The 24,871-nt window shown below is 71.3% G+C and carries 20 protein-coding genes; 6 read left to right on the plus strand and 14 right to left on the minus strand.

The window, feature by feature from the left end; all coding sequences use genetic code 11:
* Positions 1-29 precede the first annotated feature (29 nt).
* Both OHA58_RS34410 and OHA58_RS34415 read right to left on the minus strand, forming a co-directional pair.
* The gene (locus tag OHA58_RS34410; RefSeq protein WP_405483617.1) at positions 30-587 is read right to left on the minus strand and encodes a DUF6069 family protein; all 558 of its coding nucleotides are present in this window, start codon (positions 585-587) and stop codon (positions 30-32) included.
* Between the two features lie 106 nt (positions 588-693).
* Positions 694-1,344, minus strand: a complete 651-nt coding sequence (locus OHA58_RS34415) for a TetR/AcrR family transcriptional regulator (RefSeq protein ID WP_405483618.1) — start codon at positions 1,342-1,344, stop codon at positions 694-696.
* Positions 1,345-1,524: 180 nt separating this feature from the next.
* Here OHA58_RS34415 and OHA58_RS34420 point away from each other — a divergent pair, with 180 nt between their 5' ends.
* Together OHA58_RS34420 and OHA58_RS34425 are read left to right on the plus strand one after the other, a co-directional pair.
* Positions 1,525-4,758, plus strand: coding sequence for a carboxyl transferase domain-containing protein (locus OHA58_RS34420; RefSeq protein WP_405483619.1), 3,234 nt, complete (start codon positions 1,525-1,527; stop codon positions 4,756-4,758).
* 56 nt (positions 4,759-4,814) lie between these two features.
* On the plus strand, positions 4,815-6,512 hold the full coding sequence (locus tag OHA58_RS34425) for an AMP-binding protein (RefSeq protein WP_405483620.1): 1,698 nt from the start codon (positions 4,815-4,817) through the stop codon (positions 6,510-6,512).
* Positions 6,513-6,532: 20 nt separating this feature from the next.
* Here the strand turns inward: OHA58_RS34425 and OHA58_RS34430 are convergent, their stop codons facing one another.
* The 6 genes from OHA58_RS34430 to OHA58_RS34455 form a co-directional block, all read right to left on the minus strand.
* Positions 6,533-7,162: a TetR family transcriptional regulator gene (locus OHA58_RS34430; RefSeq protein ID WP_405483621.1), complete on the minus strand. Its 630-nt coding sequence runs from the start codon at positions 7,160-7,162 to the stop codon at positions 6,533-6,535.
* Positions 7,163-7,228: 66 nt separating this feature from the next.
* Positions 7,229-7,741, minus strand: coding sequence for a DinB family protein (locus tag OHA58_RS34435; protein WP_405483622.1), 513 nt, complete (start codon positions 7,739-7,741; stop codon positions 7,229-7,231).
* Between the two features lie 69 nt (positions 7,742-7,810).
* Positions 7,811-8,569 (minus strand): SRPBCC family protein, encoded by a 759-nt coding sequence (locus tag OHA58_RS34440; protein ID WP_405483623.1) that lies wholly within the window; start codon positions 8,567-8,569, stop codon positions 7,811-7,813.
* A 284-nt stretch (positions 8,570-8,853) separates the two neighbouring features.
* Positions 8,854-10,542 carry a class I adenylate-forming enzyme family protein gene (locus OHA58_RS34445; protein WP_405483624.1) on the minus strand — a complete coding sequence of 563 codons (1,689 nt, stop codon included), beginning with the start codon at positions 10,540-10,542 and terminating at the stop codon, positions 8,854-8,856.
* A 51-nt stretch (positions 10,543-10,593) separates the two neighbouring features.
* Positions 10,594-11,082, minus strand: a complete 489-nt coding sequence (locus OHA58_RS34450; protein WP_405483625.1) for a PaaI family thioesterase — start codon at positions 11,080-11,082, stop codon at positions 10,594-10,596.
* A gap of 42 nt (positions 11,083-11,124) precedes the next feature.
* The gene (locus tag OHA58_RS34455; protein WP_405483626.1) at positions 11,125-12,051 is read right to left on the minus strand and encodes an acyl-CoA thioesterase; all 927 of its coding nucleotides are present in this window, start codon (positions 12,049-12,051) and stop codon (positions 11,125-11,127) included.
* Between the two features lie 227 nt (positions 12,052-12,278).
* Here OHA58_RS34455 and OHA58_RS34460 point away from each other — a divergent pair, with 227 nt between their 5' ends.
* Positions 12,279-12,890 carry a TetR/AcrR family transcriptional regulator gene (locus OHA58_RS34460; RefSeq protein ID WP_405483627.1) on the plus strand — a complete coding sequence of 204 codons (612 nt, stop codon included), beginning with the start codon at positions 12,279-12,281 and terminating at the stop codon, positions 12,888-12,890.
* Between the two features lie 18 nt (positions 12,891-12,908).
* Here the strand turns inward: OHA58_RS34460 and OHA58_RS34465 are convergent, their stop codons facing one another.
* The 4 genes from OHA58_RS34465 to OHA58_RS34480 form a co-directional block, all read right to left on the minus strand.
* Positions 12,909-14,303, minus strand: a complete 1,395-nt coding sequence (locus OHA58_RS34465; protein ID WP_405483628.1) for a hypothetical protein — start codon at positions 14,301-14,303, stop codon at positions 12,909-12,911.
* Positions 14,300-16,123 (minus strand): alkyl/aryl-sulfatase, encoded by a 1,824-nt coding sequence (locus OHA58_RS34470; protein WP_405483629.1) that lies wholly within the window; start codon positions 16,121-16,123, stop codon positions 14,300-14,302. The genes OHA58_RS34465 and OHA58_RS34470 overlap by 4 nt, the downstream gene beginning before the upstream one ends.
* A 22-nt stretch (positions 16,124-16,145) precedes the next feature.
* Entirely contained in the window at positions 16,146-17,510 is a 1,365-nt protein-coding gene (locus tag OHA58_RS34475; protein WP_405483630.1) for a dipeptidase, read from the minus strand.
* 372 nt (positions 17,511-17,882) lie between these two features.
* Positions 17,883-18,266, minus strand: coding sequence for a DUF488 domain-containing protein (locus tag OHA58_RS34480; RefSeq protein WP_405483631.1), 384 nt, complete (start codon positions 18,264-18,266; stop codon positions 17,883-17,885).
* Between the two features lie 138 nt (positions 18,267-18,404).
* Here OHA58_RS34480 and OHA58_RS34485 point away from each other — a divergent pair, with 138 nt between their 5' ends.
* Positions 18,405-19,040 (plus strand): HdeD family acid-resistance protein, encoded by a 636-nt coding sequence (locus tag OHA58_RS34485; RefSeq protein ID WP_405483632.1) that lies wholly within the window; start codon positions 18,405-18,407, stop codon positions 19,038-19,040.
* A gap of 87 nt (positions 19,041-19,127) precedes the next feature.
* Here OHA58_RS34485 and OHA58_RS34490 read toward each other — a convergent pair whose 3' ends face one another.
* The gene (locus OHA58_RS34490) at positions 19,128-20,285 is read right to left on the minus strand and encodes a hypothetical protein (RefSeq protein ID WP_405483633.1); all 1,158 of its coding nucleotides are present in this window, start codon (positions 20,283-20,285) and stop codon (positions 19,128-19,130) included.
* 203 nt (positions 20,286-20,488) lie between these two features.
* The gene (locus tag OHA58_RS34495; RefSeq protein ID WP_405483634.1) at positions 20,489-21,379 is read right to left on the minus strand and encodes a GNAT family N-acetyltransferase; all 891 of its coding nucleotides are present in this window, start codon (positions 21,377-21,379) and stop codon (positions 20,489-20,491) included.
* 240 nt (positions 21,380-21,619) lie between these two features.
* Between OHA58_RS34495 and OHA58_RS34500 the strand changes: the two genes are divergently transcribed.
* Positions 21,620-22,810 (plus strand): acyl-CoA dehydrogenase family protein, encoded by a 1,191-nt coding sequence (locus tag OHA58_RS34500; protein ID WP_405483635.1) that lies wholly within the window; start codon positions 21,620-21,622, stop codon positions 22,808-22,810.
* A gap of 809 nt (positions 22,811-23,619) precedes the next feature.
* Positions 23,620-24,846 carry an ATP-grasp domain-containing protein gene (locus tag OHA58_RS34505; protein ID WP_405483636.1) on the plus strand — a complete coding sequence of 409 codons (1,227 nt, stop codon included), beginning with the start codon at positions 23,620-23,622 and terminating at the stop codon, positions 24,844-24,846.
* Positions 24,847-24,871: the final 25 nt, after the last annotated feature.

The following is a 24,871-nucleotide window of genomic DNA, read 5'->3' on the forward strand; positions in this document are numbered from 1 at the left end:
CACGCGCAGCCGGGGCAGGGAACGTCTGGTCAGCGGCTGCGCACCGCGCCGCGCGCCACGGGGGTCAGCAGCATCCCGATGGTGAGTCCGACGGCGAGATAGACGGCGGCCGTGCCCACCTTCGTCACGATGGCCACCGACGTGGTGAAGGGCAGCAGCACCATGACGAGCGTCGCCAGCGTGACGATCCAGGCGAAGAACCGCCCGGGCTGCGGTGTGCCCAGGCACAGGAGATGCAGAAGCAGCGTCGCGACGAGGGCCGCGACGGCGGCGCCGCCCGCGAGCAGTCCGGTGGACGCGTCCCCCATCGCGCCGTCGCGCTCCGGCGCGAACACGGCGACGCCGAGGACACCGCGGACGAGGAGCACACCGGCCACGGCGGTCAGCGCGGCGACGAGCGCGGTCATCAGGCCGCCGGACCAGATCTTGCGGGCGTCGACGCGCGACTGCGGGGGCGGAGGCGGTGCGCTGTCGACGTACGGCCCGTACGCAGGGTAGGAGGGGTGCGCCGGGTCAGGCCCGTAGAGCTGGTGCGGATCCTGCCCGTAGCCGGGGTCCTGGCCATAGGGCGTATGCGGTGTCTCCATGAGGAACTTCCCCCTCCGTCCGGACGCTTGGCTCAAGCCAACACAGAGGCGGCGGTGTGGCGCGAGCGGGCATGGGCCGAATGGACGGGCCGGAGGAGTCGTGGGGTCAGTCGCGGCCGGGGGCCGTGGCGCCTGCGCGGGGCGTGAGGCCGAGCAGCCGCAGATACATCGCCGTCAGATCGGCGACCGCCCGGTCCCGGCAGGCCGGGTCGGCGGCCACGGCCCGGGCGAAGCCCGCGACCATACCGGCCGCGGCGGTGGCCACGGACTCCGGCGAACCGGCCGGCTCGGCCAGGCCCTGGCGCACCAGGCGGGCGATGTAGCGCGCGGTGCGCCCGCGGGGGCGGTCGCTGATCTCGTCGCGGAGCACGCGCATCGCCGGGTCCGTGAGCGACTGGTGTTCGAGCACGGTCATGAACGCGAGGTTGTCCACGTAGGCGTCCAGGAACGCCGCGTTGGTCCGCTCGGCGAGCAGGTAAGGGTCCTCGGCCTCGGGGTCCGCCGCTTCCTGCGCCGCGAGGAACCGGTCGCGCAGATCGGCGGCGAGCACGGCGAAGACGTCCTGCTTGGAGGCGAAGTAGACGTAGAACGTGGCGCGGCCTGCATCGGCCTCCGCCGTGATGTCGGCGATCGTCGTGCGCGCGTAGCCCCGCTGCTCGAAGACCGTGCGGGCCGCCGTGAGCAGCCGGGCGCGTGTGGCGCTGTCCTGGCGGTCCAGTTTGTCGCGCACGGTCCAGGAGTTTCTCGCGATCGGCATGGCCCCAGCTTATTGACGTTGACGATGGCGTCAACGCAGACTGGGCCCGCCGTTGACGTTGACGCCAGCGTCAACGTCAAGGGCGCGTCGGCAGGTCCGGCACGCCCGGAACCGTCATGTGCAGCCCGAAGCCGTCACGTACAGAAGGCCCGCGTCACGGGCCCGTGGAGGAGACGTCCGATGACAGGTGTGCTGATCGCCAACCGGGGCGAGATCGCGGTCCGGATCCACCGCGCGGCGTCGGCGCTCGGCCTGCGGACCGTGGCCGTGCACTCCGCGGACGACCGCTCGGCGGCCCATGTGCGGCTCGCCGACGAGGCCCACCTGCTCAAGGGCGACGGCGTGGCCGCCTATCTCGACGCGCGCCAGATCGTCGGGATCGCCGGGCGCGCGGGGTGCGATCTGGTCCATCCCGGCTACGGGTTCCTCAGCGAGAACGCCGGCTTCGCGAAGGCGTGTGCCGAGGCGGGGCTGACCTTCGTGGGGCCCACCCCGGAACTCCTCGCCCTCTTCGGCGACAAGGCGAGCTCACGGGCGCTCGCCGTACAGCACGGCGTCCCCGTCCTCGCGGCGACCGGCGCCCCCACCTCCCTCGCGCAGGCCACGGAGTTCCTCGCAGGCGTGCGCGACGGCGTCATGGTGAAGGCGGTCGCCGGGGGAGGCGGCCGCGGCATGCGCGCCGTGCACGACGCGGCGGACCTCGCCTGGGCCCACGAACGCTGCCGCTCCGAGGCCGAGCGCGCCTTCGGCAACGGCGACGTCTACGTCGAGCAACTGCTGCCCCGCGCCAAGCACATCGAGATCCAGGTCGTCGGGGACGGCACCGGCCGGGTGACCCACCTATGGGACCGGGAGTGCTCGGTCCAGCGCCGCAACCAGAAGCTGATCGAGGTCGCGCCCAGCCCGTGGCTCCCCGCGCGCACGCGTGACCTGCTGATCGAGGCCGCGGTCACGATGGCTTCGGCGACCCGGTATCTCGGCCTCGGGACCTTCGAGTTCCTCGTCGACGCGGACGACCCGGACGCCTACTACTTCATCGAGACCAACCCGCGCCTCCAGGTCGAGCACACCATCACCGAGGAACTCACCGGCGTAGACCTGGTGGCCACCCAACTGCGCCTCGCCCAGGGCAGGTCCCTCGCCGAACTCGGCCTCCTCCAGGAGGAGGTCCCGCAGCCGCGCGGCTTCGCGATCCAGACCCGCGTCAATCTCGAAGAGCTGTCCGCGGACGGCACGGCCCGCGCCTCGCAGGGCACGCTGACCGCCTTCGAGGCGCCCGGCGGCCCCGGCGTGCGCGTGGACACCCACGGCCGCGCGGGCCTGGAGATCAAGGGCTCGTACGACTCCCTCGTAGCCAAGGTGATCACCCGTACGGTCCGGGGCGACTTCGCCGACGCGGCCGGGAAGGCGGCCGGAGCGCTCGGCGAGTTCACGCTCTCCGGAGTCCCGTCGAACCTGCCGCTCCTTCGCGCCGTCCTGCGCCACGAGACCTTCCGGGACGGCACGGTGACGACCGCCTTCGTCAACGAACACCTCGACAAGCTCGTACCGGGAGCAGCCCCTTCCCAGGAGAGTCACGGCTCGGCCCTCACCGCGCTCTCCGCGGGCAGTGTCGTCGACGTCTGCGTGGAGCCGGGCGCCGAGGTGGCGGCCGGCGCGCCGCTCGTCGTACTCGAGGCGATGAAGATGGAACACGTCCTGACGGCGCCGCGCGGGGGAGTGGTGCGCGAGGTCCGCGCGAGCGTCGGGGACGTCGTCCCGGCCGGCGCCGAACTCGTTGTCTTCGCACCCTCGGAGGGCGAGGAGAGCGTCGACGAGGCGGCGGCCGAGGTCGATCTCGACGTGCTCAGGCCGGACCTCGCCGAGGTCGTCGAGCGCCATCGCGTCACCCTCGACGAGGCGAGGCCGCAGGCCGTCGAGCGCCGCAGGCGCACCGGCCACCGCACCGCACGCGAGAACCTCGCCGACCTCTGCGACCCGGGCACCTTCACCGAGTACGGCGCCCTGGCGATCGCCGCGCAGCGCCGCCGCAGGACCCTCGACGACCTGATCGCCGGCACACCGGCCGACGGCATCGTCACCGGCGTCGCCCGGATCAACGGCGCCCGGTTCGGCGACCGGCGCAGCCAGTGCGCCGTGCTCGCGTACGACTACACGGTCCTCGCCGGCACACAGGGGATGCTCAACCACAAGAAGACCGACCGCATGCTCGAACTCGCCGAGCGGCAGCAGATCCCGGTCGTGCTCTTCGCCGAAGGCGGCGGCGGACGCCCCGGCGACACCGACATGATGGCGGTCGCCGGACTCGACGTCCCCACGTTCGCCACCCTCGCCCGCCTGAGCGGGCAGGTGCCGACGGTCGGCATCGTCGCCGGGCGCTGCTTCGCGGGCAACGCGGCGCTCCTCGGCTGCTGCGACGTCGTCATCGCGACGGCCGACGCCACCGTCGGCATGAGCGGCCCCGCGATGATCGAGGCGGGCGGCCTCGGGCAGTTCCTGCCCGAGGAGGTCGGCCCGATGCCGGTCCAGGTCCCGAACGGCGTCGTCGACATCCTGGTGGACGACGAGGCCGAGGCCGTGGCGGTCGCCAAGAAGTATCTCTCGTACTTCCAGGGCGACTTGAGCGACTGGGACTGCGCGGACCAGCGCCTCCTGCGGCACGTCGTCCCCGAGAACCGGCTGCGCGCGTACGACGTCCGGGAGGCGGTCGCCCTCCTCGCGGACACCGGCTCGGTCCTGGAACTGCGCCGCGAGTTCGGCGTCGGCGTCATCACCGCACTCGTAAGGGTCGAGGGGCGGCCGATGGGCCTGGTCGCCAACAACCCCCAGCATCTCGGCGGCGCCATCGACAGCGACGCCGCCGACAAGATGGCCCGCTTCCTGCAACTGTGCGACGCCCACGGCCTGCCCGTGATCACCCTGTGCGACACCCCCGGGTTCATGGTCGGCCCGGACGCCGAGAAGACCGCAACCGTACGGCACTTCAGCCGGCTCTTCGTCGCGGGAGCCCACCTCGGCGTGCCGGTCTTCTCCGCCGTCCTGCGCAAGGGCTACGGCCTCGGCGCGATGGCGATGACCGGCGGCGGCTTCCGCGCCCCCACGGCGATGGTCTCCTGGCCCACCGGCGAGATCGGCCCGATGGGCCTCGAAGGCGCCGTCCGGCTCGGCTACCGCCGCGAACTCGAAGCCATCGCCGACCCGCAGGAGCGCCGGGCCGCGTACGAGGCGCTGCTCGCGGAGCATTACGAGCAGGGCAAGGCGCTCAACGCGGGGACGACCTTCGAGGTCGACGACGTGATCGACCCGGCCGACACCCGCCGCTGGATCAGCACGACGTTCGCCCAGCACCGCACGCATCCGCGCCCACAGCCGCCCGAGGGGCACACCCGCCGTCGCTTCGTCGACACGTGGTGACGCCCCTGCGGTGAAGGTCCACGTAGGTCAGGTCGGGACAACAACCGAGGAGCCGCATGAAGATTGAGGAGTACCTGGAGGATCTGCGCGCCCGTCAGGCCCGGGTCCGCCCGCACGGCACACCGTCCGACGTCGTGTACCCGCTCGGCGAGATCTCCGTGCCGGACCATGTCGCGCACTGGGCGCGGCTGCGCCCCGACCGGACCGCGGTCGTCTTCGAGGGCCGCACCGTCTCCTACCGCGAACTCGACGAGCTGAGCCGCCGCGTGGCGGGACGCCTCGCCTCCGAGGGCGTCGGCTCGGGCGACCGGGTCGCCGTCCACCTGCCCAACTGCCCCCAGTTCCTGATCGCCTTCCTGGCCGTGCTGCGCCTCGGCGCGGTGCACGTGCCGGTCAACCCGATGTTCCAGGGCGCCGAACTCGCCTACGAACTCGAGGACTGCGGCGCCGAGACCGTCATCACCCTCGACACCTCGCTCCCGCTGCTCGCTTCCGTACGCCAACAGACCGCGGTGCGGCGGGTGTTCGTCACCTCGCTCACCGAGATGGCCTTGGCTGCGACCGCACCGGACGCCGTGGCGATCGAAGGGCTCGCGGTCCACACCTGGGCGCAGGCCGTGGCGCACGAGCCGGTCGACGGCGCCCCTGCCGACCTCGACGCCCTGGCCGCGCTGAACTACACGGGCGGCACGTCAGGCCTCCCCAAGGGCTGCATGCACACCCAGCGGCACATGATCTACACCATCGCCACCAGCGCCGGGGCCACCCGCCAGACGGCCGACGGCGAGGTGGTGGTCCTGTGCTACATCCCGGTCTTCTGGATCGCGGGCGAGGATCTGGGCATCCTCAACCCCCTGATGCTGGGCGGCACTTCGGTCCTCATGCCCCGCTGGGACCCGGCCCGCGTCCTGCGGGCGATCGACGCGCACAAGGTCACCACGATGGTCGGCACCGTGGAGAACTACCTCGAACTTCTCGACCGGCCCGACTTCGCCTCGTACGACCTGAGTTCCCTCGTCGACCCGCTCTGCACCTCGTTCATCCGCAAACTCGACGTCGGCGTCCGGCGGCGCTGGGAGGGCGCCGCGGGCACCCACTCCGTCCTGCGCGAGGCTGCGTACGGCATGACCGAGACCCACACGATCGACGTGACGCCCTACGGGTTCCAGGACGGGGACCAGGATCTGCACGCCGAACCCGTCTTCTGCGGACTGCCCATGCCCGGCACGGACATCGCCGTGGTCTCGCCCGTCACCGGTGAACCGCTGCCGCTCGGCGAGGCGGGCGAGATCGTCGTCCGCAGCCCCTCGGTGACGACCGGCTACTGGAACAAGCCCGACGCCACGGCGCGCCAGCTGCGCGACGGCTGGCTGCACACGGGGGACAACGGCCGGATCAACGACGACGGCTGCCTGCACTACCTCGGCCGCGACAAGGACCTCATCAAGGTCAAGGGCATGAGCGTCTTCCCCGCGGAGGTCGAGATGCTGCTGTGCCGCCACCCCGAGGTGCACACGGCCGCCGTGGTCCCGGCCGCCGACCCGACGAAGGGCCAGATCCCCGTGGCCTTCGTGACACTCTGTCAAAAAGGTGCGGTGGAAGCCTCGGTGCTACGTGACTGGGCGCGCGAGAGCATGGCGACCTACAAGGTTCCCCTCGTGGAGATAGTCGACGAGATGCCGATGACGACGACCATGAAGATCCGGAAGGTGGACCTGACGGCCCGCGCGCAGCAGCTCGCCGACGACCGCTGAAGGCCGTGTCGGCGGGTGCCTCAGGTCTTCGGCATGAGTGTGTGCAGCAGATCGATGCACTGGCGGAGGTCCGGCTCGGGCGAGGCGTGGTCGCCGGCGGTGCCCAGTGACCACTGCTCCAGCGCGGTGCGGGCCACGGCGAGCGCGATGCCGGTGAGCAGGCGGGGCCGGGGGTCGGCCGGAGGGGAGGCCAGCCGCTCGGCCACCGCCTCCCTCACCTGCTCCTCGAAGGCGTCGAACCGCGCGTGGAGCGCCGCCCGCAGTTCGGGGTGCCGGTCGGCGATCCGGAAGGTGGCCTGGACGAGTTCGCGGTCGGGCGCGACATCGTCGGTGATGTGCGCGGACAGGACGTCCAGCAGTTCGGTGAGCGTCGCCCGGGGCGCCGGGTCGCCGTGCGCGAGGCGCCGGTGGAGCGCGTCCGGCAGCGGGGGCGGGCCGATGGTGAGCGCCGACTCCTTGCTCGGGAAGTAGTTGAAGAACGTGCGCTGCGAGATCCCGGCGGCGGCACTGATCATGTCGACCGTCACCCCGGCCAGGCCGTGCCCCTCGACGAGCCGTACCGCGGCGGCGTGGATCGCGTGCTCGGTCTCGCGGCGGCGCCTCGCGCGAAGGCCCTCGCCTGCTGCGGACGTACGGACCGGACTGGGCATGGCGACAGTCTCGCAGGTCGCACGACGCGCCCGCACAGGGCCCCGCAGGCCATCGAACGCCCCGGGTCAGAAGTAGCCCCTCTCGCCGTCGAGGAGCTCACGGATCGCGTCGAGGTGACCGGCGTGCCGGGCGGTCTCCTCGATCATGTGCAGGAGGATCCACCGCAGATTCGCGGACCCGGCACGGAAGTCGGGGTGCCGGCCCGCCTGGTCGAGGGAGTGAGCGGCGGTGATCTCGTTCGACCGGGCGTACTGGCGGGAGTACTCGCCGAGCAGCTGGTCGAGGGGGACGTCGTCGACGAGCATGTCGGCGTCCTCCGGCCCGTCGTCGAACTGGGGGCCCTCGGCCGCGCCGCCCATCAGCATGACCTCGAACCAGCAGTGCTCGACCCACCGCAGATGCGACACGACCCCCGCCACGGTCATGGCGGGGGACGCGGGGAGCACGGAGCGATGGGCGTCCTTCTCGGAAACGCCCTCGCACTTCCACTCGACGACGGCACGCTGCATGTCCAGCCAGGCGACCAACTGCGTTCGCTCGTCGGCGTCGTAGGGAGGGCGTATGCGAGGAGGAGTCATGGGTGGGGACGCTACTGGCCGGGTCGCCCCCGCCGCACGGGAATTTCCCGTGGGTGGCTTCGGGCCGCCTTACGCGGCAGGGCGCGGCGCGCGTTCTTTGGCGGCAGGGACCGAGGCGGGACGCGGCTCGGGGTGCGGGTCTGGGCGCGGCTCTGGGCGGGGCTCCAGGCGGGGCTCGGAGCGGGGCTCCAGGCGGGGCTCAGGGCGGGGCTCCAGGCGGGGCTCAGGGCGGGGCTCCAGGCGGGGCTCAGGGCGGGGCTCGGGGCGGAGCTGCGGCCGCGGTGGGGCCGGCGGCGCGATGGCCGGTGAAACGGTCGTGGGCGAGGAGGCCGGGGTGAACGCGGATATGGGCAGGCGCACCCGCCGCGGGGCGGATATGACGTGGCAGTGCGGGGCGCCGAGGCGCTCGCCCAGCCGGCGCACGTCCCTCGGCAGGTCGCGCCGCCAGGCCATGGCGACCACGGGCGCGAACAGCGTCAGCGCGCCTGCCAGGCGGCACTGCACCGTCAGGCGCAGGAGGGTGCCGCGTGGGCGCGGGGAGAGCGTGAACGAGTACACCGGCGTCTGGGCGCCGAGGGCGTTCCACATCCGGTCGCCGCGGAAGACGAGGTGCTCGCCCGGGACGTACGCCACGCACTGGAGCCGCTGGTCCCGGTGGCGCCCAGGAAAGCGGTACACATGGGCCACGCCGGGACCTGCGGGCTCTGAGCTCTCGGCGACGGTGTCGACTCCCGAGAACCAGAGTTCGAGATTCCGTGCGTCGGAAAGGAAGTCGTACACCTCAGTGACGGATCGGCCGATGTGAACGTCAACGGAAATCTCTGGCATCACGCACCTCCCCGGCGCCCGTCCGGTCGTCGGCGCGGTGCCGACGGGTACGCACCCCACGGGCTCTACGTTCCAAACGTGCGTGCGGATCGGCTCCACGACATCTCGGGTTAGCCCGAACGGGTGATGGGGCAGGCACGTACGGTGGTCGCCTGCCCGGAACACCGCCTGCCATGCGGTAAAGGGCGGCCGGGGGCGTGAGGGAGGTGCGGGGGAGGTGTGAGGGAGGCGGGGCCGGGCCGTCACCGATCGGGGGACCCGGCGCCGGACGTGTTGAACGTTCGTTAAAGCCGGGCCTTGTGTGCCCGCCGCAGCTCCGCCTTCAGGACCTTCCCCGCGGCCGAGGTGGGCAGCGCCTCCAGGAACCGCACCTCGCGCACCCGCTGGTACGGCGCGACGCGGGCGGACACGTGCGCCATCAGCTCCTCCGCGAGAGCCGGGCCGGGGGCCGGCGAGGCATCCGGACGCGCCACGACGTACGCCGCCGGTATCTCGCCCGCGTCGGCCGCGGGAACCCCGATCACCGAGACCTGCGCGACCGCGGGATGGCCGCTGAGGATCTCTTCCAGCTGGCCCGGATAGACGTTGTAACCCTTGTAGATGAGCATGTCCTTGGCGCGGCCCACGATGTAGACGTGGCCGCGCTCGTCGCACCGCGCCAGGTCGCCGGTGCGCAGCCAGCCGTCGACGAACTGCTCGGCCGTCAGCTCCGGGTGGCCGTGGTAGCCCGCGGTGATCTGCGGGCCGCGGGCCCACAGCTCGCCCGTCTCGCCGTCGGGCACGCAACTCCCGGTCTGCACGAGGTCGCGGATCTCGACCTCGGTGTCGAAGACGGGCAGGCCGACCGACCCGATCGGGACCGGATCGTCCGGGTCGACGATCCCCGAGGTGACGCCCATGGTGGCCTCGGTCAGTCCGTAGCCCTCCACGACGCACGCGCGGGGGAACAGCGTCCGCAGGGCCCGCAGTGTCGTCGTATCGATGGGCGCGGCGCCCGAGTTGACCACGCGGACCGCGGAGAGTGCGCGGCCCTGTGCGGCGGGGGCGGCGAGCAGGGCGTGGAAGAGCGCGGGGGACCCGGCGATCTGGGTCGCTCCGAACTTCTCGGCCAGCTCCAGGAACCGCTCGGGGTCGAAACGGCCGGCGAGGACACTCGTCAGTCCGGCGAGTGCGCCGATCGACTGGCCGACCAGGCCCATCGCGTGGAAGAACGGCGCGACGGCGATCGAGACGCCCTGTCCGGGCTGGTTCGTGTACTCGGTGGCTGCCTCGGCCACCGGGTCGAGGAAGATGCCCCCGTCGGGGTCCACCGCGGGCACGGCGGCCGCGCGCCAGCAGGTGAACTGGAGGCAGTTCGCCACGACATGACGGTGCAGCACCTGGACCGCCTTCGAGCGCCCCGTCGTGCCGCCCGTGAAGGACAGATGGGCGACCGCGTCGGGCGGGACGCGCGGGCCGGGCTCCGGGTCGCCCGCCAGCAGCTCCGCGAGCGGCACCGTGCCGTCGAGATGCGCCGGATCGCCGGGTGCGACGGCCGACGGCGGTACGACGGCGACCAGTTCGAGTCCGTCGGTGCCGGCGGCGAGGAGCGCCGGGGCCGTGGCCGGGTGCGTCACGGCCGCCCGGGCCCCCGCCTCGTCCAGCTGTGCGCGCAGGGCCGCCGGGGGAAGGGTGGGGTTGATGGGCGCCACGATGGCCCCGGCCAGCAGGATCCCGTAGTAAGTGACCGGAAACCAGAGGGAGTTGGGCTGATGCAGTGCCACCGCGTCGCCCTCGGTGATGCCGCGCTCGCGCAGCCCCCGCGCGAAGCGGAGCGCCTGCTCGTGGAGTTCCGCATAGGTCAGCGTGTCGTCGCCGTCGCGCAGGGCGACCCGGTCGGGGTATCTCCTGGCCGAGCCGGCGAGGATGTCCCCGACGGACGCCTCCGGGTAGGAGAGGCGGGCCGGCATGCCCTTCGGATGGCGACGGATCACGCGGCAACTCCCTTGTCGGCGGGTGCGACGGGCGTGAAGCCAGAACATTCGTTAAGCTACGGTCCCCGTCGGCGCGTGTCCAGACGTCTGCAGCAGGGCCCGGTTGGGCGTCATCGAAGCGGTGCCCTCCGCGCACAGCCTGCCCGCCGCGTCCTCGACGGCGGCCCGCACCAGCGTCCGGAGGCGGCCCGGCTTGAGCACCGTCCCGACCACCTTGTACGTGGCGCCCGCCCGGAGCGGGCGCAGGTACTCGATGTTCAGGCTCATCGTCAGGAACGGCGTCAGCGGTTCGCTCCCGGACATCACGGTGGCGCCGCACGCCTCGTCGAGCGTGGTCGCGATGAAGCCGCCGTGCACGACACCGCCCCGGTTGAGGAGGGACTCCCCGGGAGTCCAGGCCATCTCCACCCGCCCCTTGTCGACCTGAGTGATGCTCAGGCCGAACTGTGTGTAGGGGACGTGCGGCGAGTGTGCCAGCTCCTCGGCGAGCGTGCGGATGCGGTCCAGGCCGGTGCCGGCACCCCAGGCGAAGTCGAGCATGTGGAGTGGATTCCTTCCGGTTGTGCTGCGGGGCAGGTGGGGTCAGGCGGCTGCGGGCCGGTGGCGGATCAGCGCCTCCTGGAGCACCGAGGCGACCAACTGACCGTCCTGCGACCAGAGTTCACCGCGTGACATCGCGCGGCCGTCGGACAGGTTCGTGGTGTGCTGGGCGTACAGCAGCCAGGCGTCGGCGCGCGCGGGGCGGTGGAACCACATGGCGTGGTCCAGCGACGCCAGCATCACCCTCGACCGGCGGGCGCTCCGCGCCCCGTGCGGCTCCCAGGGCAGCGCGGCCGTGGGGGAGATCGTCAGGTCCGAGAGGTACGCGAGCGCGGCGGCGTGCAGCAGCGGCTCGTCGGGCAGCGGCCGCGCCGCCCGCAGCCAGCAGCGCCGCCGGGACATGCCGTCGGCCCGCGCCGCCAGCTCGGCGGCGTCCGCCTCCACGAGCCGCAGGTCGACTGCGCGGGGGATGACGGATTCCGCGTAGAGCTCCGAGTGCTCCCGTGCCATCACCTCGTACGGGGCCTCGCAGTCGTCCGGCGCCGGTGCGCCGGGCATCTCCGGCTGATGGTCGAGCGCGTTCTCGGGCTTCTTGAACGAAGCGGAGAGGCTGAGCACCGTCATGCCGTCCTGGCGCGCGGCCACCTGCCGAGCCGCGTAGGAAGCCCCGTCCCGCAGCCGCTCCACCTCGTACGCGACGGAGGCTTCCGGGGCGACCGAACGCAGGAAGTAGGCGTGCAGGGAATGCGGTTGCCGCCCGCCGTCGACCGTGCGCCCCGCCGCGAGCAGGGCCTGCGCGAGCGTGACCCCGCCGAAGGCCCGCGGCGGCCGGCCCATGTGGGGCATGCCGGTGAAGGCGCTGTCGCCCGACACCTCGAGACCCAGCAGCTCGCCGAGGGGAAGCAGGTCCGCGCGGTCGGACGTGGCATCCGGCTGCGCCACGGCGAGTTGGTTGTATTGAGCACCCATGGTCGGCATGCTGCCAGCCCCGGGGGCCCTGTGGCTGTGACGGTGATCACGCGGCCCGCAGCCGTGCCGCCCCGGATCGGACGTCCGAGGCGTCCGTGCTGGTCATTTGCCCTGTGACCGGCCGGTTCGCGGCGTGTGCCAGTACACTCGGCGACGTCCCGCTACGACTGTTCGACCGTTCGTTCAGTGCGCACGGCGCCGGGGCGGAAGCAGGGGATCGGAGAGCTGTGTCCACGCGACCCGCAGGCCACAAGGCCATCGTCGAGGCTGCCCGGCACGAGTTCTCCGAGCGGGGCTACGGCGCGACCTCGATCCGCGACATCGCCCAGCGCGCCGGGGTGAGCCTGTCCGCCCTGTACTACTACTACAAGGGCAAGCAGGACCTGCTGGTCGCCATCCTCGACGACGGTCTCGACGCCTACTTCGGCGCATGTGACAAGGCGTTGGAGGAGGCGGGTGACGACCCCGCCGAGCAGCTGGAGGCGCTCGTCGCGGCGACCGTCCGGTTCCGTACCGACCACCCCGTGAAGAGCAGCATCGTGCTGACCGAGGGGCGCAGCCTGGAGCCCGAGCACCTGGCGCGCTACCGGAAGAACGAGGCGCGCGGCACCCAGCAGTTCCGCGAGGTCGTCGAGCGGGGCGTGGCGCAGGGCATCTTCCTCACCCCGTATCCGGACGACGCCCGGCGCGCGGTCATCGCGATGTGCAACGCCATCGCGCAGTGGTACCAGGCGGAGGGCCCGGTGTCCGTGGACGAGCTGGTGGAGCGGTACGTGGCCCTGGCGCTGACCGTGGTCGAGTATCGCCCCCGTGCGGTGCGGCGCCCCGCGCGCGCCTGACACCGAACGGCAACGGCGTCACCCGGAGGGGGCAGCCGTCATATGCGGCGATCCGTCGTCGTCCAGGAACTCGATCACTGCAAAAGCGATGAGCGCGCACAGGGCGATCCACACGATGACGACGCCCGTCGGACGGTCCCACACCAGCATGATCACGCCTGACACCGCGACGACCGTCCAGTTCAGCCACGTCTTCGCCCGGTGCACCCACGCGCCCACCGGGCCGCCCGTGAGGCCCGCCGCGTCGCGCACCGCGCCGATGCCGCCGCGCCACATGGCCATGACCCGGGTTGCCGCCCGGCCCTCGCCGGTCAGCCACGCGGCGAGCGCCACCAGGACGCCGACGGTGATCACCATGCGTACCGTCGTCCGCAGGAACCGCACGAGCGCGTCGTAGACGGCGCCGGCGGCCGGCTGCGACACCCCGGAGGGCAGCCCGTCGAGATAGATCGCGCGGAAGGCCCAAAGGCCGATGCCGAGGATCGCGGCCCCCACGGCGATGGCGATCCCCGCCGCCACCAGGGCGCGCCGCTTGCGGACGGCCAGGAGGACGGCGACGGCCGCGAGGACCAGGGTGAGGATCGGCAGCCAGACCCCCATGAGCTGGAGCAGCCGGAAGCCCTTCTTGATCTTTCCGATGGAGTCGGACTTCATGACCGTGAAGTCGGTGTGCACCTCGGGGATCTTCGAGGCGACCCCGAGGCCGCGGTCGACGAGCCGCTGTTTCACCTCCTCGATGACGGGAGCCAGGTCGATCGTGACCGTGTCGTTCGTGAGCTTGACGGCGCCGCCGCCGCTCCCGGTCAGCGCCTTGTCGACCGCCGTGTGCACACGCCGGTTGAGGCCGGTCCACAGCTTCTCGAACGCGTCGCTCGACACGAACTTCTGCACGGTGTTGTGCACAAAGCCGCTGAGTCCGCTGGTGAGCGGGCCGCTCAGCCTCCCCAGCGCCTTTTCGAGCCTCGGCCGGTCGGCGGGCGCCACGTCGCTGAGGAGCGTCTTGAGATCGATGTTCTCCATGACGACGTTCGTGACGCGGTTCGTGACGGCCGCCTGGACGTCGGGGTCGGAAGCGAGCGGCTCCATCGTCGCCACATAGCGATCGGTGTCGCCGACGATGTCGCTGGCCCATGTCGCGACGGCGCTGAGCGGCGTCAGGATCGCCACGAGGACGATCAGGAGGCCCGCGAAGAACGAGCGCAGATGGTGCCGGGGCCGGGGCCGGGGCCGCGCCGGCCCCGCGGACTCCAACTGGGCGACCCGGGTGCGCAGCTCGGCGATCTCGTCGCTCGCGTCCGACGGGGGACGGTCCTCACGGTCCGGTGTCATGTACTCATGGGATGCCATGCGGTGGTGGAGGGCGCGCTGGGTTAGTGCGTACGGGCGGCCGTCGCACCCCGTCACCACCGTCACGGGGTGACGATCGCGAAGTCCGGATCGCTCTCGTCGAGGACCGAGAGCAGGGTGTCGAGGGCGCCCAGGTCGCCCGAGTGATAGACGCCGTTGAGCCCCTTCCCGGCCAGCAGGGCGAGGAGTTGGGGCTTCGTGAGCGTGAGGGACAGGTCCGCGCTGTCGGCGGGCCGGGTCGTGCGGGTGTGGACCAGGACACCGTTGTGCAGCGTCATGCGGTACATCTCGCCCAGGTCCGACAGATGCCAGTGCAGGGTGAGCGAGTGCTGCCACGCCCGGGGCCCGTCGACGCGGACCGCGAGTGAGTCGAAGAGCTGCTCGACGTTCAGCGCGGCGGTCATGTTGCCGCCTCCGATGCTGGTCTTCCTGATGTCGCCGCGCAGCTCCTGGGCGCCGGTGAGGTAGCAGTTGCGCCAGGTCGCGTTCTCCGAGCCGTGCGCCAGCCGCTCGAAGGCCTGCGCGAGCAGTTCCTTGGCGTCGGCGTTGTCCGGCGCGGCGAACACGGCGTGCCTCAGGAGCTGGGCGGCGAACCGCAGATCGCCCTCTTCCAGGTACGTACGCGCCTTGCCGAGCACCGCTTCGAGCCCGCCGATGCAGTCGACGTAGCGCTCGGCGGTCTCGGTGGGCGGGTGCTCCCAGAGGGAGGCGGGGTTGCCGTCGTACCAGCCCATGTAACGCTGGTAGATGGCCTTCACGTTGTGGCTGACGGAGCCGTAGTAGCCGCGTGCGTGCCAGGCCGCGGAGAGCGCGGGCGGCAGCTCGATCAGCTCGGCGATCTCCGCCCCCGTGTACCCCTGGTTGAGCAGCCGCAGCGTCTGGTCGTGCAGATACGCGTACAGGTCGCGCTGCTCCGCGAGGAACGACCTGATCCGGTCCGAGCCCCAGGTCGGCCAGTGGTGCGAGGCGAACAGGACGTCCGCGTCGTGGCCGAAGAGTTCGATGGCCTCGTTGAGGTAGCGGGCCCAGATCCGGGCGTCGCGGACCACGGCGCCGCGCAGGGTCAGGATGTTGTGCAGGTTGTGCGTGGCGTTCTCGGCCATGCACAGGGCGCGCCGGTGGGGCAGCAGGAAGTTCATCTCCGCCGGCGCCTCGGTGCCCGGCGTCATCTGGAAGCGGAACACGACGCCGTCGAGAGTGAGTTCCTGTCCCGTGTGCCGGACCTCGACGGTGGGCGCGACCAGCCCCGCGGTGCCGGTGGACGCGGTGAAGCCGAGGCCCATGCCGACGAGACCCTCGGGCCCGCGCTCCAGGTTGGCGCCCGAGTAGTAGGTGCCGCGGCGCAGCATCGCCGTACCCGCGTACACGTTCTCCGCGACGGAGTGCTCCATGAAGCCCTGCGGAGCGACCACGGGCACGTCGTCGTCGGGTCCGATGACGCCGAGCACACCGGCGAAGTGGTCGAGGTGGGAGTGGGTGAACACGACGGCGGCGACCGGCCGTTCGCCGCGCAGCGACCGGTAGAGCTCCAGAGCTGCGGCCGCCGTCTCCGCAGAGGCGAGCGGGTCGACGACCACGACACCGTGGTCGCCCTCGATCAGCGTCATGTTGGAGAGGTCGAACCCGCGCACCTGGTAGACACCTTCGGTCACCTCGAACAGACCGGCCCGCGCGCACAGTTGGGACTGCCGCCACAGGTTCGGGTGCGCGGTGTCGGGACAGTCCTCGTCGAGGAACGTCGTGTCGTCGAAGTTCCACACGACGCGCCCGTCCTCGGTCGTGATCGTCGAGGAGAGCGGCGGGGAGACGAGACCCCGGTCCGCCTCCTCGAAGTCGGACCGGTCGGCGAAGTCGGGGGCAGAGGCAGGGGTGTCGGATGTGGTCACGTGGGTCTCCCGGGGATGTGTGTCAGCGCCGCGCTTCGGTGCCGTACGCGCGCAGGAACAGCGCCTCCACCTGCGCCATGTGCTCGATCTCGGAGGGGTCCACGCTCTCGTTCGGGGCGTGGATCAGGCTCTGCGGTTCCTCCACCCCCATCAGGACGATCTCCGCGCGGGGATACGCCTGGGCGAGGATGTTGCACAGCGGGATGGAGCCGCCCCGGCCGAGGAACTCCATGGGTTTTCCGTATACGTCGGCCATGGCCCGGCCCAGCGCGGCATACGCGGGACCGTCCGTGGCGGCCCGGAACGGGGCGCCGGTGGACTCGGCCTCCACGCTGACCCGCGCACCCCACGGCGCCGCCGCCACGAGATGGGCGGTGAGTGCCTTGCGCGCGGCGTCGGCGTTCGTGCCGGGCGGTACGCGCAGGCTCACCCGCGCGCGGGCGCTCGCCGGGATCGAGGCGGACGAGCCGACCACGGGCGGGCAGTCGATGCCGAGGACCGTGACCGCCGGACGCGCCCAGAGCCGGTCCGCGACGGAGTCGGTCCCGGTCAGCCGCACCCCGTCGAGCACGCCCGCGTCCTTGCGGAACTGCTTCTCGTCGTAGCCTGCGCCCGCCCACGTCCCTTCGCCGTCGAGCCCGTCGATGCGCGTGGCGCCCGTCTTCGGGTCGCGCAGCGTCGAGAGCATCTGGACGAGCGCGGCGAGGGCGTCGGGCGCGGGGCCGCCGAACATGCCCGAGTGCACCTCGCCGGCCAGCGTGTCGACGCTCACCAACACGGTGGTGAGGCCACGCAGGGACGTCGTCGCCGTGCCCGTACCGACCGCGGCGTTCCCGGTGTCGCAGATCAACAGGGCGTGCGCCAGAAACAGTTCGGGGTGCCGGGTGACGTACGCTTCCAGGCCGCCCGTGCCCTGCTCCTGCGAGCCCTCGGCGACGAACTTGATGCCGACGGGGATGTCGTCCCCGAGGGCCCGCAGCGCCGTGAGGTGCATGACGATGTTGCCCTTGCAGTCGGCCGTGCCCCGCCCGTACCAGCGTCCTTCGCGCTCGGTGAGGGTGAACGGCGGGGTCGTCCAGGCCGCGTCGTCGAGCGGAGGCTGCACGTCGTAGTGGCAGTACAGGAGCACGGTCGGCGCGCCGGGCGGCGCGGGCCGGTGCCCTATGACGGCGTGGCTGCCGTCAGGGGTCTCGGCGAGATGGACGTCGCGCAGACCCGCCTCGCTGAACGCGTCCGCGACCCACTGCGCGGCCTTGCGGCACTCCTCGGGCGGGTACTGGCGCGGGTCGGCGACGGACGGGATGGCGACGAGCTCGCTCAGGTCGGCCATCGCCCGGGGCATCAACTCGGCGATGCGGGCGACCAGTTCAAGGTCGGGCGCGGGCATGCTTCATCGCCTCACTGTGTCGTCTGTCTTGAGGTCGTCGGCCTTGTCCCGGATCTTCTCGAGCTTGTCGGGGCAGTAGACGCCCAGGGCGTCGCCCACTTCATGGCGGGCGCCACTACCGGTGGCGCCGCCTTTACCCGCGGTACGGGTTCGTCGGACGGGTCATCCATGGTGGTCATACGGGCCCTCCCAGGGCGCGTCGGCGGGCCCCGGCGCCACCGGTGCCCGCGTCGCTCGGACGACGCCATGCGTCCAAGTGGTGCGTCGTTGCACAAAATTGGCATAGCTTGTGCCGGTTCGCACCTGCTGTCGGGTCGGGCCCGTACGCCCGCGGGGCGCGGCGGGAGGGGATCCGCACCGTCCCCGGGCCGGTCAGCCCTCGGTCAGATGCCGCACCAGAACCGGCACATGGCTGTGCTCGATGTCCTTGACCGAGGTGACCAGCGTGACCGTGCTCGTACGGGCCAGCGCGCGCAGCTTGTCCGTCAGCCCCACGCGGTCCGGCTCGGCGAGCTCGTCGCGGTAGCGGCGCTCGAACTCCGGGAAGCGGGATTCGCGGTCCTCGTGGTACCAGGAGCGCAGCGCGGAGGACGGCGTCAGGTCCTTCATCCACTCCTGGACATCGGCCCGCTCCTTGGAGACGCCGCGCGGCCACAGGCGGTCCACCAGGACCCGGATTCCGTCGTCCGACGACGGCGGATCGTAGACCCGGCGGACGCGGAACTGCGGTTTGGAGCTCTTGGAGCGTTCTGTCATGGCCCAATTGTGCGGAGTTTTCCCCGCCTCGCGTCCGCGGTCGTCCGCCGCTCCGGTGACGGCCCCCGGCTGCCGGGGGCGTACGTCGTTCGCCTCACCCGAGTGGCGGTCGCGCCGACGCCGTGTGAACAGTCGGACATGACGCACGCACCGCATGAACCCCGAATCCCGACGGCCGAAGGCGCCGCCCACGAAGAGCGCCCCACCTCGCCCCAGGGTCCGCTCGGACGCCTGGCTCAATCCGCGTGGCAAGTAGTGCTCCTGGCCGGCATAGCCGCCCTGATCCTGGGCGTACTGGTCCTGGTCTGGCCAGGGGCGTCCCTGTTCGCCGCTGGAGTGCTCTTCGGCGTGTATCTCCTGGTCACCGGCGTCTTCCAGTTGGTGGCCGCGTTCGGCACCCATGTCACGACCGGGCTGCGCGTGATGGCCTTCATCAGCGGCACGCTGTCGATCCTGCTCGGCCTGTTCTGCTTCCGTGGGGCGACACAGTCGATCCTGCTGCTCGCGCTGTGGATCGGTATCGGCTGGCTGTTCCGCGGCATCACCCAGACCGTCGCGGCCGTCTCCGACGAGGCGATGCCGGCGCGCGGCTGGCAGATCTTCCTCGGCGTCGTGAGCGCGCTGGCCGGTGTGGTCCTGATCGTCTCGCCGTTCGAGTCCGTCGCCGTACTCACGCTGGTCGGCGGCTGCTGGCTGCTCGCGGTCGGCGTCGTGGAGATCGTCACGGCGTTCCAGCTGCGGGGCAAGGCGAAGCGGATTCCGCACGGGGTGTGACGGTGCCGACGGGGGCGGGCGGGCACGCGAGCGCCGGGCGCCCCCATGGGGACGCCCGGCGCGACCGCTTCGGCCTCTCGGTGACGGTCAGACCGCGACCGTCTCCTCCATCTCTTCCTCCGCCGCCTCCGACTCCTGGGCCTCCTGGGCCTCCCCGGCCTCGCTTCGCGCAGAGCGTGCGGGGGCCTGCGCCACGCTGTGCGCGGCCTGCTGCCGGGGCTCGACGGCGGCGGCACTGCGCCGCCGCTCCGTGAGCGCGGCCAGACCCATCACGACCAGGCCGACGACGAGCCAGACGGCCAGCGTCCACACGTTCCCGGCCAGGTCGTGGCTGCCGAAGTAGAGCAGGCTGCGCGAGCCCTCGACGAAGCCGGCGCCGTTCCAGAAGGAGTGCAGGGTGCCGAAGAAGCCGTTCTGGAGCTCGGGCCGGTAGAGGCCGCCGGAGCTGGTGAAGTTCAGCATCACGAACAGCACCATGAGCGCCAGGGTCGTCCACCGCTTCAGGAACGTGTGCAGACCCACGCCGATGAAGAGGATGCCCGCCGAGTACAGCCAGGACATCGACCACATGCCCCACAGCCCGTGGTGGGCCAGGTGGAACACCGGTCCCGCGAGAGCCGCGCCGACGAGGCTGACCACGCCGGACACACCGACCACGAGCGCGGCCCGCGTCCGCATCGACAGGGCGGAACCCGCCGCGCCGACCACGGCCACCGACGCGTACGAGCCGATGCTCAGCGCCACCAGCAGGAAGAACAGGCCCTGGCCCGTCGGGTCGTCCGAGACGGTCGGGGTCACGTCCGTCACCTTGAGCGGCACGCCCTGCTGCGTGGCGACCGGCGTGAAGATCTTCTCGGCGGTGATCGTGCTCATGTCGGACCCGGCGGTCGCGACGATCAGCTCGGGGGACTTCGCGCTCAGGACGTACGCGCCGTCGATGTCACGGGACCGGAGCTGCTCGACGGCGGCCGAGCGGCTGTCGAGCGTACGGACGTCGAGCGCGTCGCCGGCCCTGTCCTTCACCGTCTGGGCGAAGACCTTCGTCTCGGGCCCGGCCCCGACGACCGCCACCGGCAGATGGTGCGGCTCGGGCGCCACGAAGGCCCCCATGTACGCCAGCCCCATGCCCACGCACATCAGCAGCGGGGTGATGAGGTGCGTCAGGACATGGCGCAGGGCCGGATTCCGCACGCCGTGCACGGCGCCCGAGGACTCGGAGCGGTGTGCCTTGTGGTCGGCGGGCATGGGCAGGACCTCCAGTGATGGACGGAGAGCAGACGCGGGCGTTGGCGTATACAACTCAATGGGTTGGTGTTTACAACCTTCGCTCACGTTGTACTGTACAACTATCTCGCGCCGATGGGGCCCGGGGGAGAGTGTGACGATGGCCACCGCGAACCCGCGGTGGCCATCGCGCGTGCCTTTCGGCCTGCTGGAGGCCGAGGTCGTCAGGCCTGCTGGAGGTCGAGCTGGTACTCGTACGTCCGATGCGTCGGCACGTAGCCCAGTCCGTCGTTCACCGCGCGCATGGGTGTGTTGCTGTCGGCGGTGTCCGTGAGCAGACCCCCGAGCTCCGGGTGGCGGTCGCGGGCGCGGAGGACGGCCTCGGCCTTCATCCAGCGCGCGAGGCCGTGACCGCGGTGCTCGGGCAGCACGCCCGTGCCGTAGTGCTGCCCGTCGCCCGTGCCGTCACCGGGGACGACGAGCTCGGTGAACCCCACGACGGTGCCGTCGGAGGCGTCGACCGCCGCGACCGTGTCGAGGTGTTCGCCGCGCTCCTCGACGGCCTTGGCCACCGCTCGGACCCGGTCCACATCCCACGGGACCGTCCCGTAGTCGGTGTCGTCCATGGGCATGTCGTCCATGGCGCGACGCGACGCGGCGAACGTCGCGGCCAGGTGGTCCGGAACCGTGCCTTCCCAGGAGACGAGCCGGTATCCGGGGTGCTCCGCGCGCGCCGTCCGCGTGAGGGCCGGGATGTCCGCGTCGGCGAGCGGGAGCCGGGCGTATGTCAGGTTCAGCACCCGGCGGAACCCTCGCGCGGCCAGGAACAGGTCGGCGGGTGAACCGTCGTCGGCCGGGGCGGTGAGCGAGCGGCGTGCGTCGGCCTGCGCGGCCGTCACCGCCGAGTCGAGGAGCCGGGTACCCGCGCCGCGACGGCGTTCCGCGGGATGGACCTGGAGGGACAGCTGGGCGAGATGCCGCTGCCCGTCCCGGTCGATGAGCCGCAGGAACGCGGAGCCGACCGGGTTTCCGTCGGCGTCGGACGCCAGCCATGCGAGGCGGCGGGCGTCCGGACCGCCGGCCGGATCGGTCAGCGGTGTGAGGTGCAGCGACAAGAGGGCTCCTTGTACGGGGAGTTGCGGACGCGGCAGAACCTAACCGGGCCGGCGCGACCCCGCAAAGCAATTGAGCACGCACGGGCCGAGTGTGCAGGGGCCGGGCGTGCACGGGCCGGGCGCGTTCAGGCCGTGTGCCGGAACCGTCCGCCCGCGCCCATTCCCTATTTCTGGAACGAGTTCTACTGTGTGCGCCGTCAGGACCGGGACCCGGTGTACCAGCGACCGCCAGGAGGGGCCGTGCACCTCGAATACACGCCCGAGCAACAGCAGTTGCGCACGGAACTGCGCGCCTACTTCGCGGAGCTGGTGCCCGACAACGCGTACGCCCGCTACGAGGACCCGGCGGCGCAGAAGCGGTTCTACCGCGAGACGGTGCGCCGGCTCGGCACCGACGGGTGGCTCGGCGTCGGGTGGCCGAAGGAGTACGGCGGGCGTGGCCTCACGCCCATGGAACAGTTCATCTTCTTCGACGAGGCCGCGCAGGCGGGCGTGCCCCTGCCGCTCATGGCGCTCAACACCGTCGGCCCCACGATCATGCAGTACGGCAGCGACGAGCAGAAGGCGTACTTCCTGCCGAGGATCCTCTCCGGGGAGCTCGACTTCGCCATCGGCTACAGCGAGCCCGACGCGGGCACCGACCTCGCCGCGCTCAAGACGCGGGCGGTGCGCGACGGGGACGAGGTCACCGGCCACTACACGGTGAACGGGCAGAAGATCTGGACGACCAACGGCGACACGGCCGACTGGGTGTGGCTCGCCGTGCGCACCGACCTGGACGCCCCGCCGCACAAGGGCATCACCATGCTCCTCGTGCCGACGTCGGACCCCGGCTACTCCTGCACGATCATCAACACCCTTGCCTCGCACGACACCACGGCCAGCTACTACGAGAACATCCGCGTCCCCGTCAGCCGTCGCGTCGGTGAGGAGAACAAGGGCTGGCGGCTCATCACGAACCAGCTCAACCACGAGCGGGTCACTCTCGCTGCCCACGGCACCATGGCGATCCGCGCGCTGCGCGACGTGCAGCGCTGGGCCATGGACACCAAACTGGCCGACGGGCGCCGCGTCATCGACCTCGGCTGGGTGAGGAAGCGTCTCGCCCAGACCCACACCCGGCTCGACGCGATGAAGCTCCTCAACTGGCAGATGGTGAACGCCGTCCAGGAAGGCAGCCTCACCCCGCAGGACGCCTCCGCCGTGAAGGTGTACGGCTCCGAGGCGCGGCGCGAGGCGTACGCCTGGCTGATGGAGGTCGTCGCCGCGGCGGGAGCGCTCAAGGAGGGCTCGGCAGGCGCCGTCCTGCACGGCGAACTCGAACGCGGCTACCGATCAGCCGTGATCTTCACGTTCGGCGGCGGCAACAACGAGATCCAGCGCGAGATCATCTCCTGGATAGGCCTGGGGATGCCCCGCGTCCGCCGCTGAGGCTTCGCGTCGGCGGCTGAGGCTTCGCGTCCGCGGCTGGGGCTTCGCGGCCACAGGTGCCGGCTGTGACATACGGGGCCGGCCCCCGGGCTCCCGGCCCGCCCGTGCCCGCCGTACCGGCCCCCCTCCCGCGGTACGCGGGCGTGACCGGTCGGCTACGGTGGGATGTGAGCGATCAACTGCACTGCGTGGCAGCCCAGTTCGTTAATTCTGTGTATCGAAGTCGCTCCCGCTCTTACGTGTCGATGGCGCGGGCGCCTCGTAACGTGCGTCACACCGTGCGCCGCTTTCGCTTCCCGACCGGCCGGGGACACGTGCCGTTCATGCCCCTCTGGTAAACATGGGAATGACGCGGACGGCATCGGGGGGTGAATCGCGATCTTGTTTAACCAAAACGGGCATAGGGCGCCAACTGCCGCACATGAATGGGGCTCAGGGATTCTTGACCTCGAACCGTGCCAGCGCCTAGGGTCTTGATCAACACGCGGGAAAATTGTCGACTGACCACGACACGGGGGCCCGAATGATTGTGTTCTTCTTTCCACCTTGGGATTTGCTGCGCCTGATGGGCCCGGCCTGAGGTGAGCATCCACGGCTGACTGACCCACGGATCCCGTGCGGAAGTTAAGCCGTCAACTTCTACTGATTACTGCGGCGTTCACGACGCTTCGCGGATTTTTGGCATGACTCATGCCCTGGTGCGGTGGCTGGGTTTCGCCATGCCGTGACGCGGTCCGAGTGTGCCCGGATGAACCATCGCCGACCTCAGAGCGAGATTTCGAGGAACTCCTGTGTCTTATCGTGTCCTAGTGGTGCAGCCTGCGTTCTCGGCGAACGCCTATATTGCGCACGCACGCTCCCTCGGCTGGGATGTCGTCGTGGCCTCCTATGAGAAGGAGGGCCGGGTAATCGCCGACGCGGTACGCTCCGTTGCCAGCGAGATAATCACGGTGGATACCAATGACAATGTGCCCCTTGAGGCCGCTGTCGTGGAATCCCACAAGCGGAACGCGATTCACGCCGTGGTGGCCGGAGGCGAATACTACGTACCCGGTGCCGCACAATTGTCGGCGCGTCTCGGACTGCCCGCCCTGACCCCCACCGCCGTCGACCAGGTCCGGCACAAGGGGAAAATGCGCCAAGCGGTGGCCGAAGCCGGCCTGGAAGTACCGAAGTTCGTGGTGGTGAGCGACCCGGCGGACCTCGAAGAGGCCTGTGCGCACGTCGGATTCCCCGCGGTCATCAAGCCCGTCGATTCCGGTGGCAGCGTGCACGTCTCGCGCGTCGACACCATCGAGGAGACGCGCGCGGCACTGGGGGCGATGCACGCCGAGGAAGGGCTCGAATTCGACCGCCCGCTCACCCACGACGCGATCCTCGAACAATACGTGCCCGGTGTGGAGTTCAGCGCCGACGGATATGTGCGCGACGGAGAAGTGGTCGTCGTCGCGGTGACCCGGAAGCTGCTCGGCCCCGAGCCCCGGTTCCTGGAACTCGGACACCTCACGCCCGCCCCGCTGGATGAGGCGACGCGCCACGAACTGGCGTCGTACGCCACAGGTGTCGTCAACGCCGTGGGCATCACGACCGGCCCGTTCCACTGCGAACTGCGCCTCAGCGAGGGCCGCCCGGTCCTCATGGAGGTGGCCGCGCGGCTGCCCGGCGACAAGATCACCGAGCTGATGGAGATGGCCACCGGCCTCATGCTCCCGGGCAAGGTCCTCGCGGACATCACCGGCGCCGACCCGGAGCGCTCGGGGGCGTACCGCGAGCCCGTCGCCAAGGCGGCCGGCATCCGCTTCCTGACGGCCGGCGGCGCGGGCTCGTACGCGCGGCTCGAAGGCTGGGACGAACTCGCCGCCGAACCCTGGGTGGTGGCGAGCCACCTCCTCGTCGAGCCCGGCGCCGGGATCAAGACGGACGAGGCCGACTACAGCTGCCGCATCGCCGCAGTCGTCTTCACCGCCGACTCCCCCGAAGAGGCCCACGAGCGCTGGGCCGAGATCGGCGACCGCGTCCGCGTGCTCGGCGCCTGAATCGTCAACGCGTGCCCGGCACCTG

The organism is Streptomyces sp. NBC_00009 (assembly GCF_045040855.1).
GTDB classification, from domain to species: domain Bacteria; phylum Actinomycetota; class Actinomycetes; order Streptomycetales; family Streptomycetaceae; genus Streptomyces; species Streptomyces aureus.

Excerpts from the sequence above, each read along its gene's own strand:
- OHA58_RS34425 (WP_405483620.1), top strand. The coding sequence starts at position 4,815 with ATGAAGATTGAGGAGTACCTGGAGGATCTGCGCGCCCGTCAGGCCCGG.
- OHA58_RS34420 (WP_405483619.1), top strand. The coding sequence starts at position 1,525 with ATGACAGGTGTGCTGATCGCCAACCGGGGCGAGATCGCGGTCCGGATC.
- OHA58_RS34480 (WP_405483631.1), bottom strand. The coding sequence starts at position 18,266 with ATGACAGAACGCTCCAAGAGCTCCAAACCGCAGTTCCGCGTCCGCCGG.
- OHA58_RS34485 (WP_405483632.1), top strand. The coding sequence starts at position 18,405 with ATGACGCACGCACCGCATGAACCCCGAATCCCGACGGCCGAAGGCGCC.
- OHA58_RS34475 (WP_405483630.1), bottom strand. The coding sequence starts at position 17,510 with ATGCCCGCGCCCGACCTTGAACTGGTCGCCCGCATCGCCGAGTTGATG.
- OHA58_RS34455 (WP_405483626.1), bottom strand. The coding sequence starts at position 12,051 with ATGGGTGCTCAATACAACCAACTCGCCGTGGCGCAGCCGGATGCCACG.
- OHA58_RS34430 (WP_405483621.1), bottom strand. The coding sequence starts at position 7,162 with ATGCCCAGTCCGGTCCGTACGTCCGCAGCAGGCGAGGGCCTTCGCGCG.
- OHA58_RS34450 (WP_405483625.1), bottom strand. The coding sequence starts at position 11,082 with ATGCTCGACTTCGCCTGGGGTGCCGGCACCGGCCTGGACCGCATCCGC.
- OHA58_RS34415 (WP_405483618.1), bottom strand. The coding sequence starts at position 1,344 with ATGCCGATCGCGAGAAACTCCTGGACCGTGCGCGACAAACTGGACCGC.
- OHA58_RS34440 (WP_405483623.1), bottom strand. The coding sequence starts at position 8,569 with ATGCCAGAGATTTCCGTTGACGTTCACATCGGCCGATCCGTCACTGAG.
- OHA58_RS34490 (WP_405483633.1), bottom strand. The coding sequence starts at position 20,285 with ATGCCCGCCGACCACAAGGCACACCGCTCCGAGTCCTCGGGCGCCGTG.
- OHA58_RS34435 (WP_405483622.1), bottom strand. The coding sequence starts at position 7,741 with ATGACTCCTCCTCGCATACGCCCTCCCTACGACGCCGACGAGCGAACG.
- OHA58_RS34410 (WP_405483617.1), bottom strand. The coding sequence starts at position 587 with ATGGAGACACCGCATACGCCCTATGGCCAGGACCCCGGCTACGGGCAG.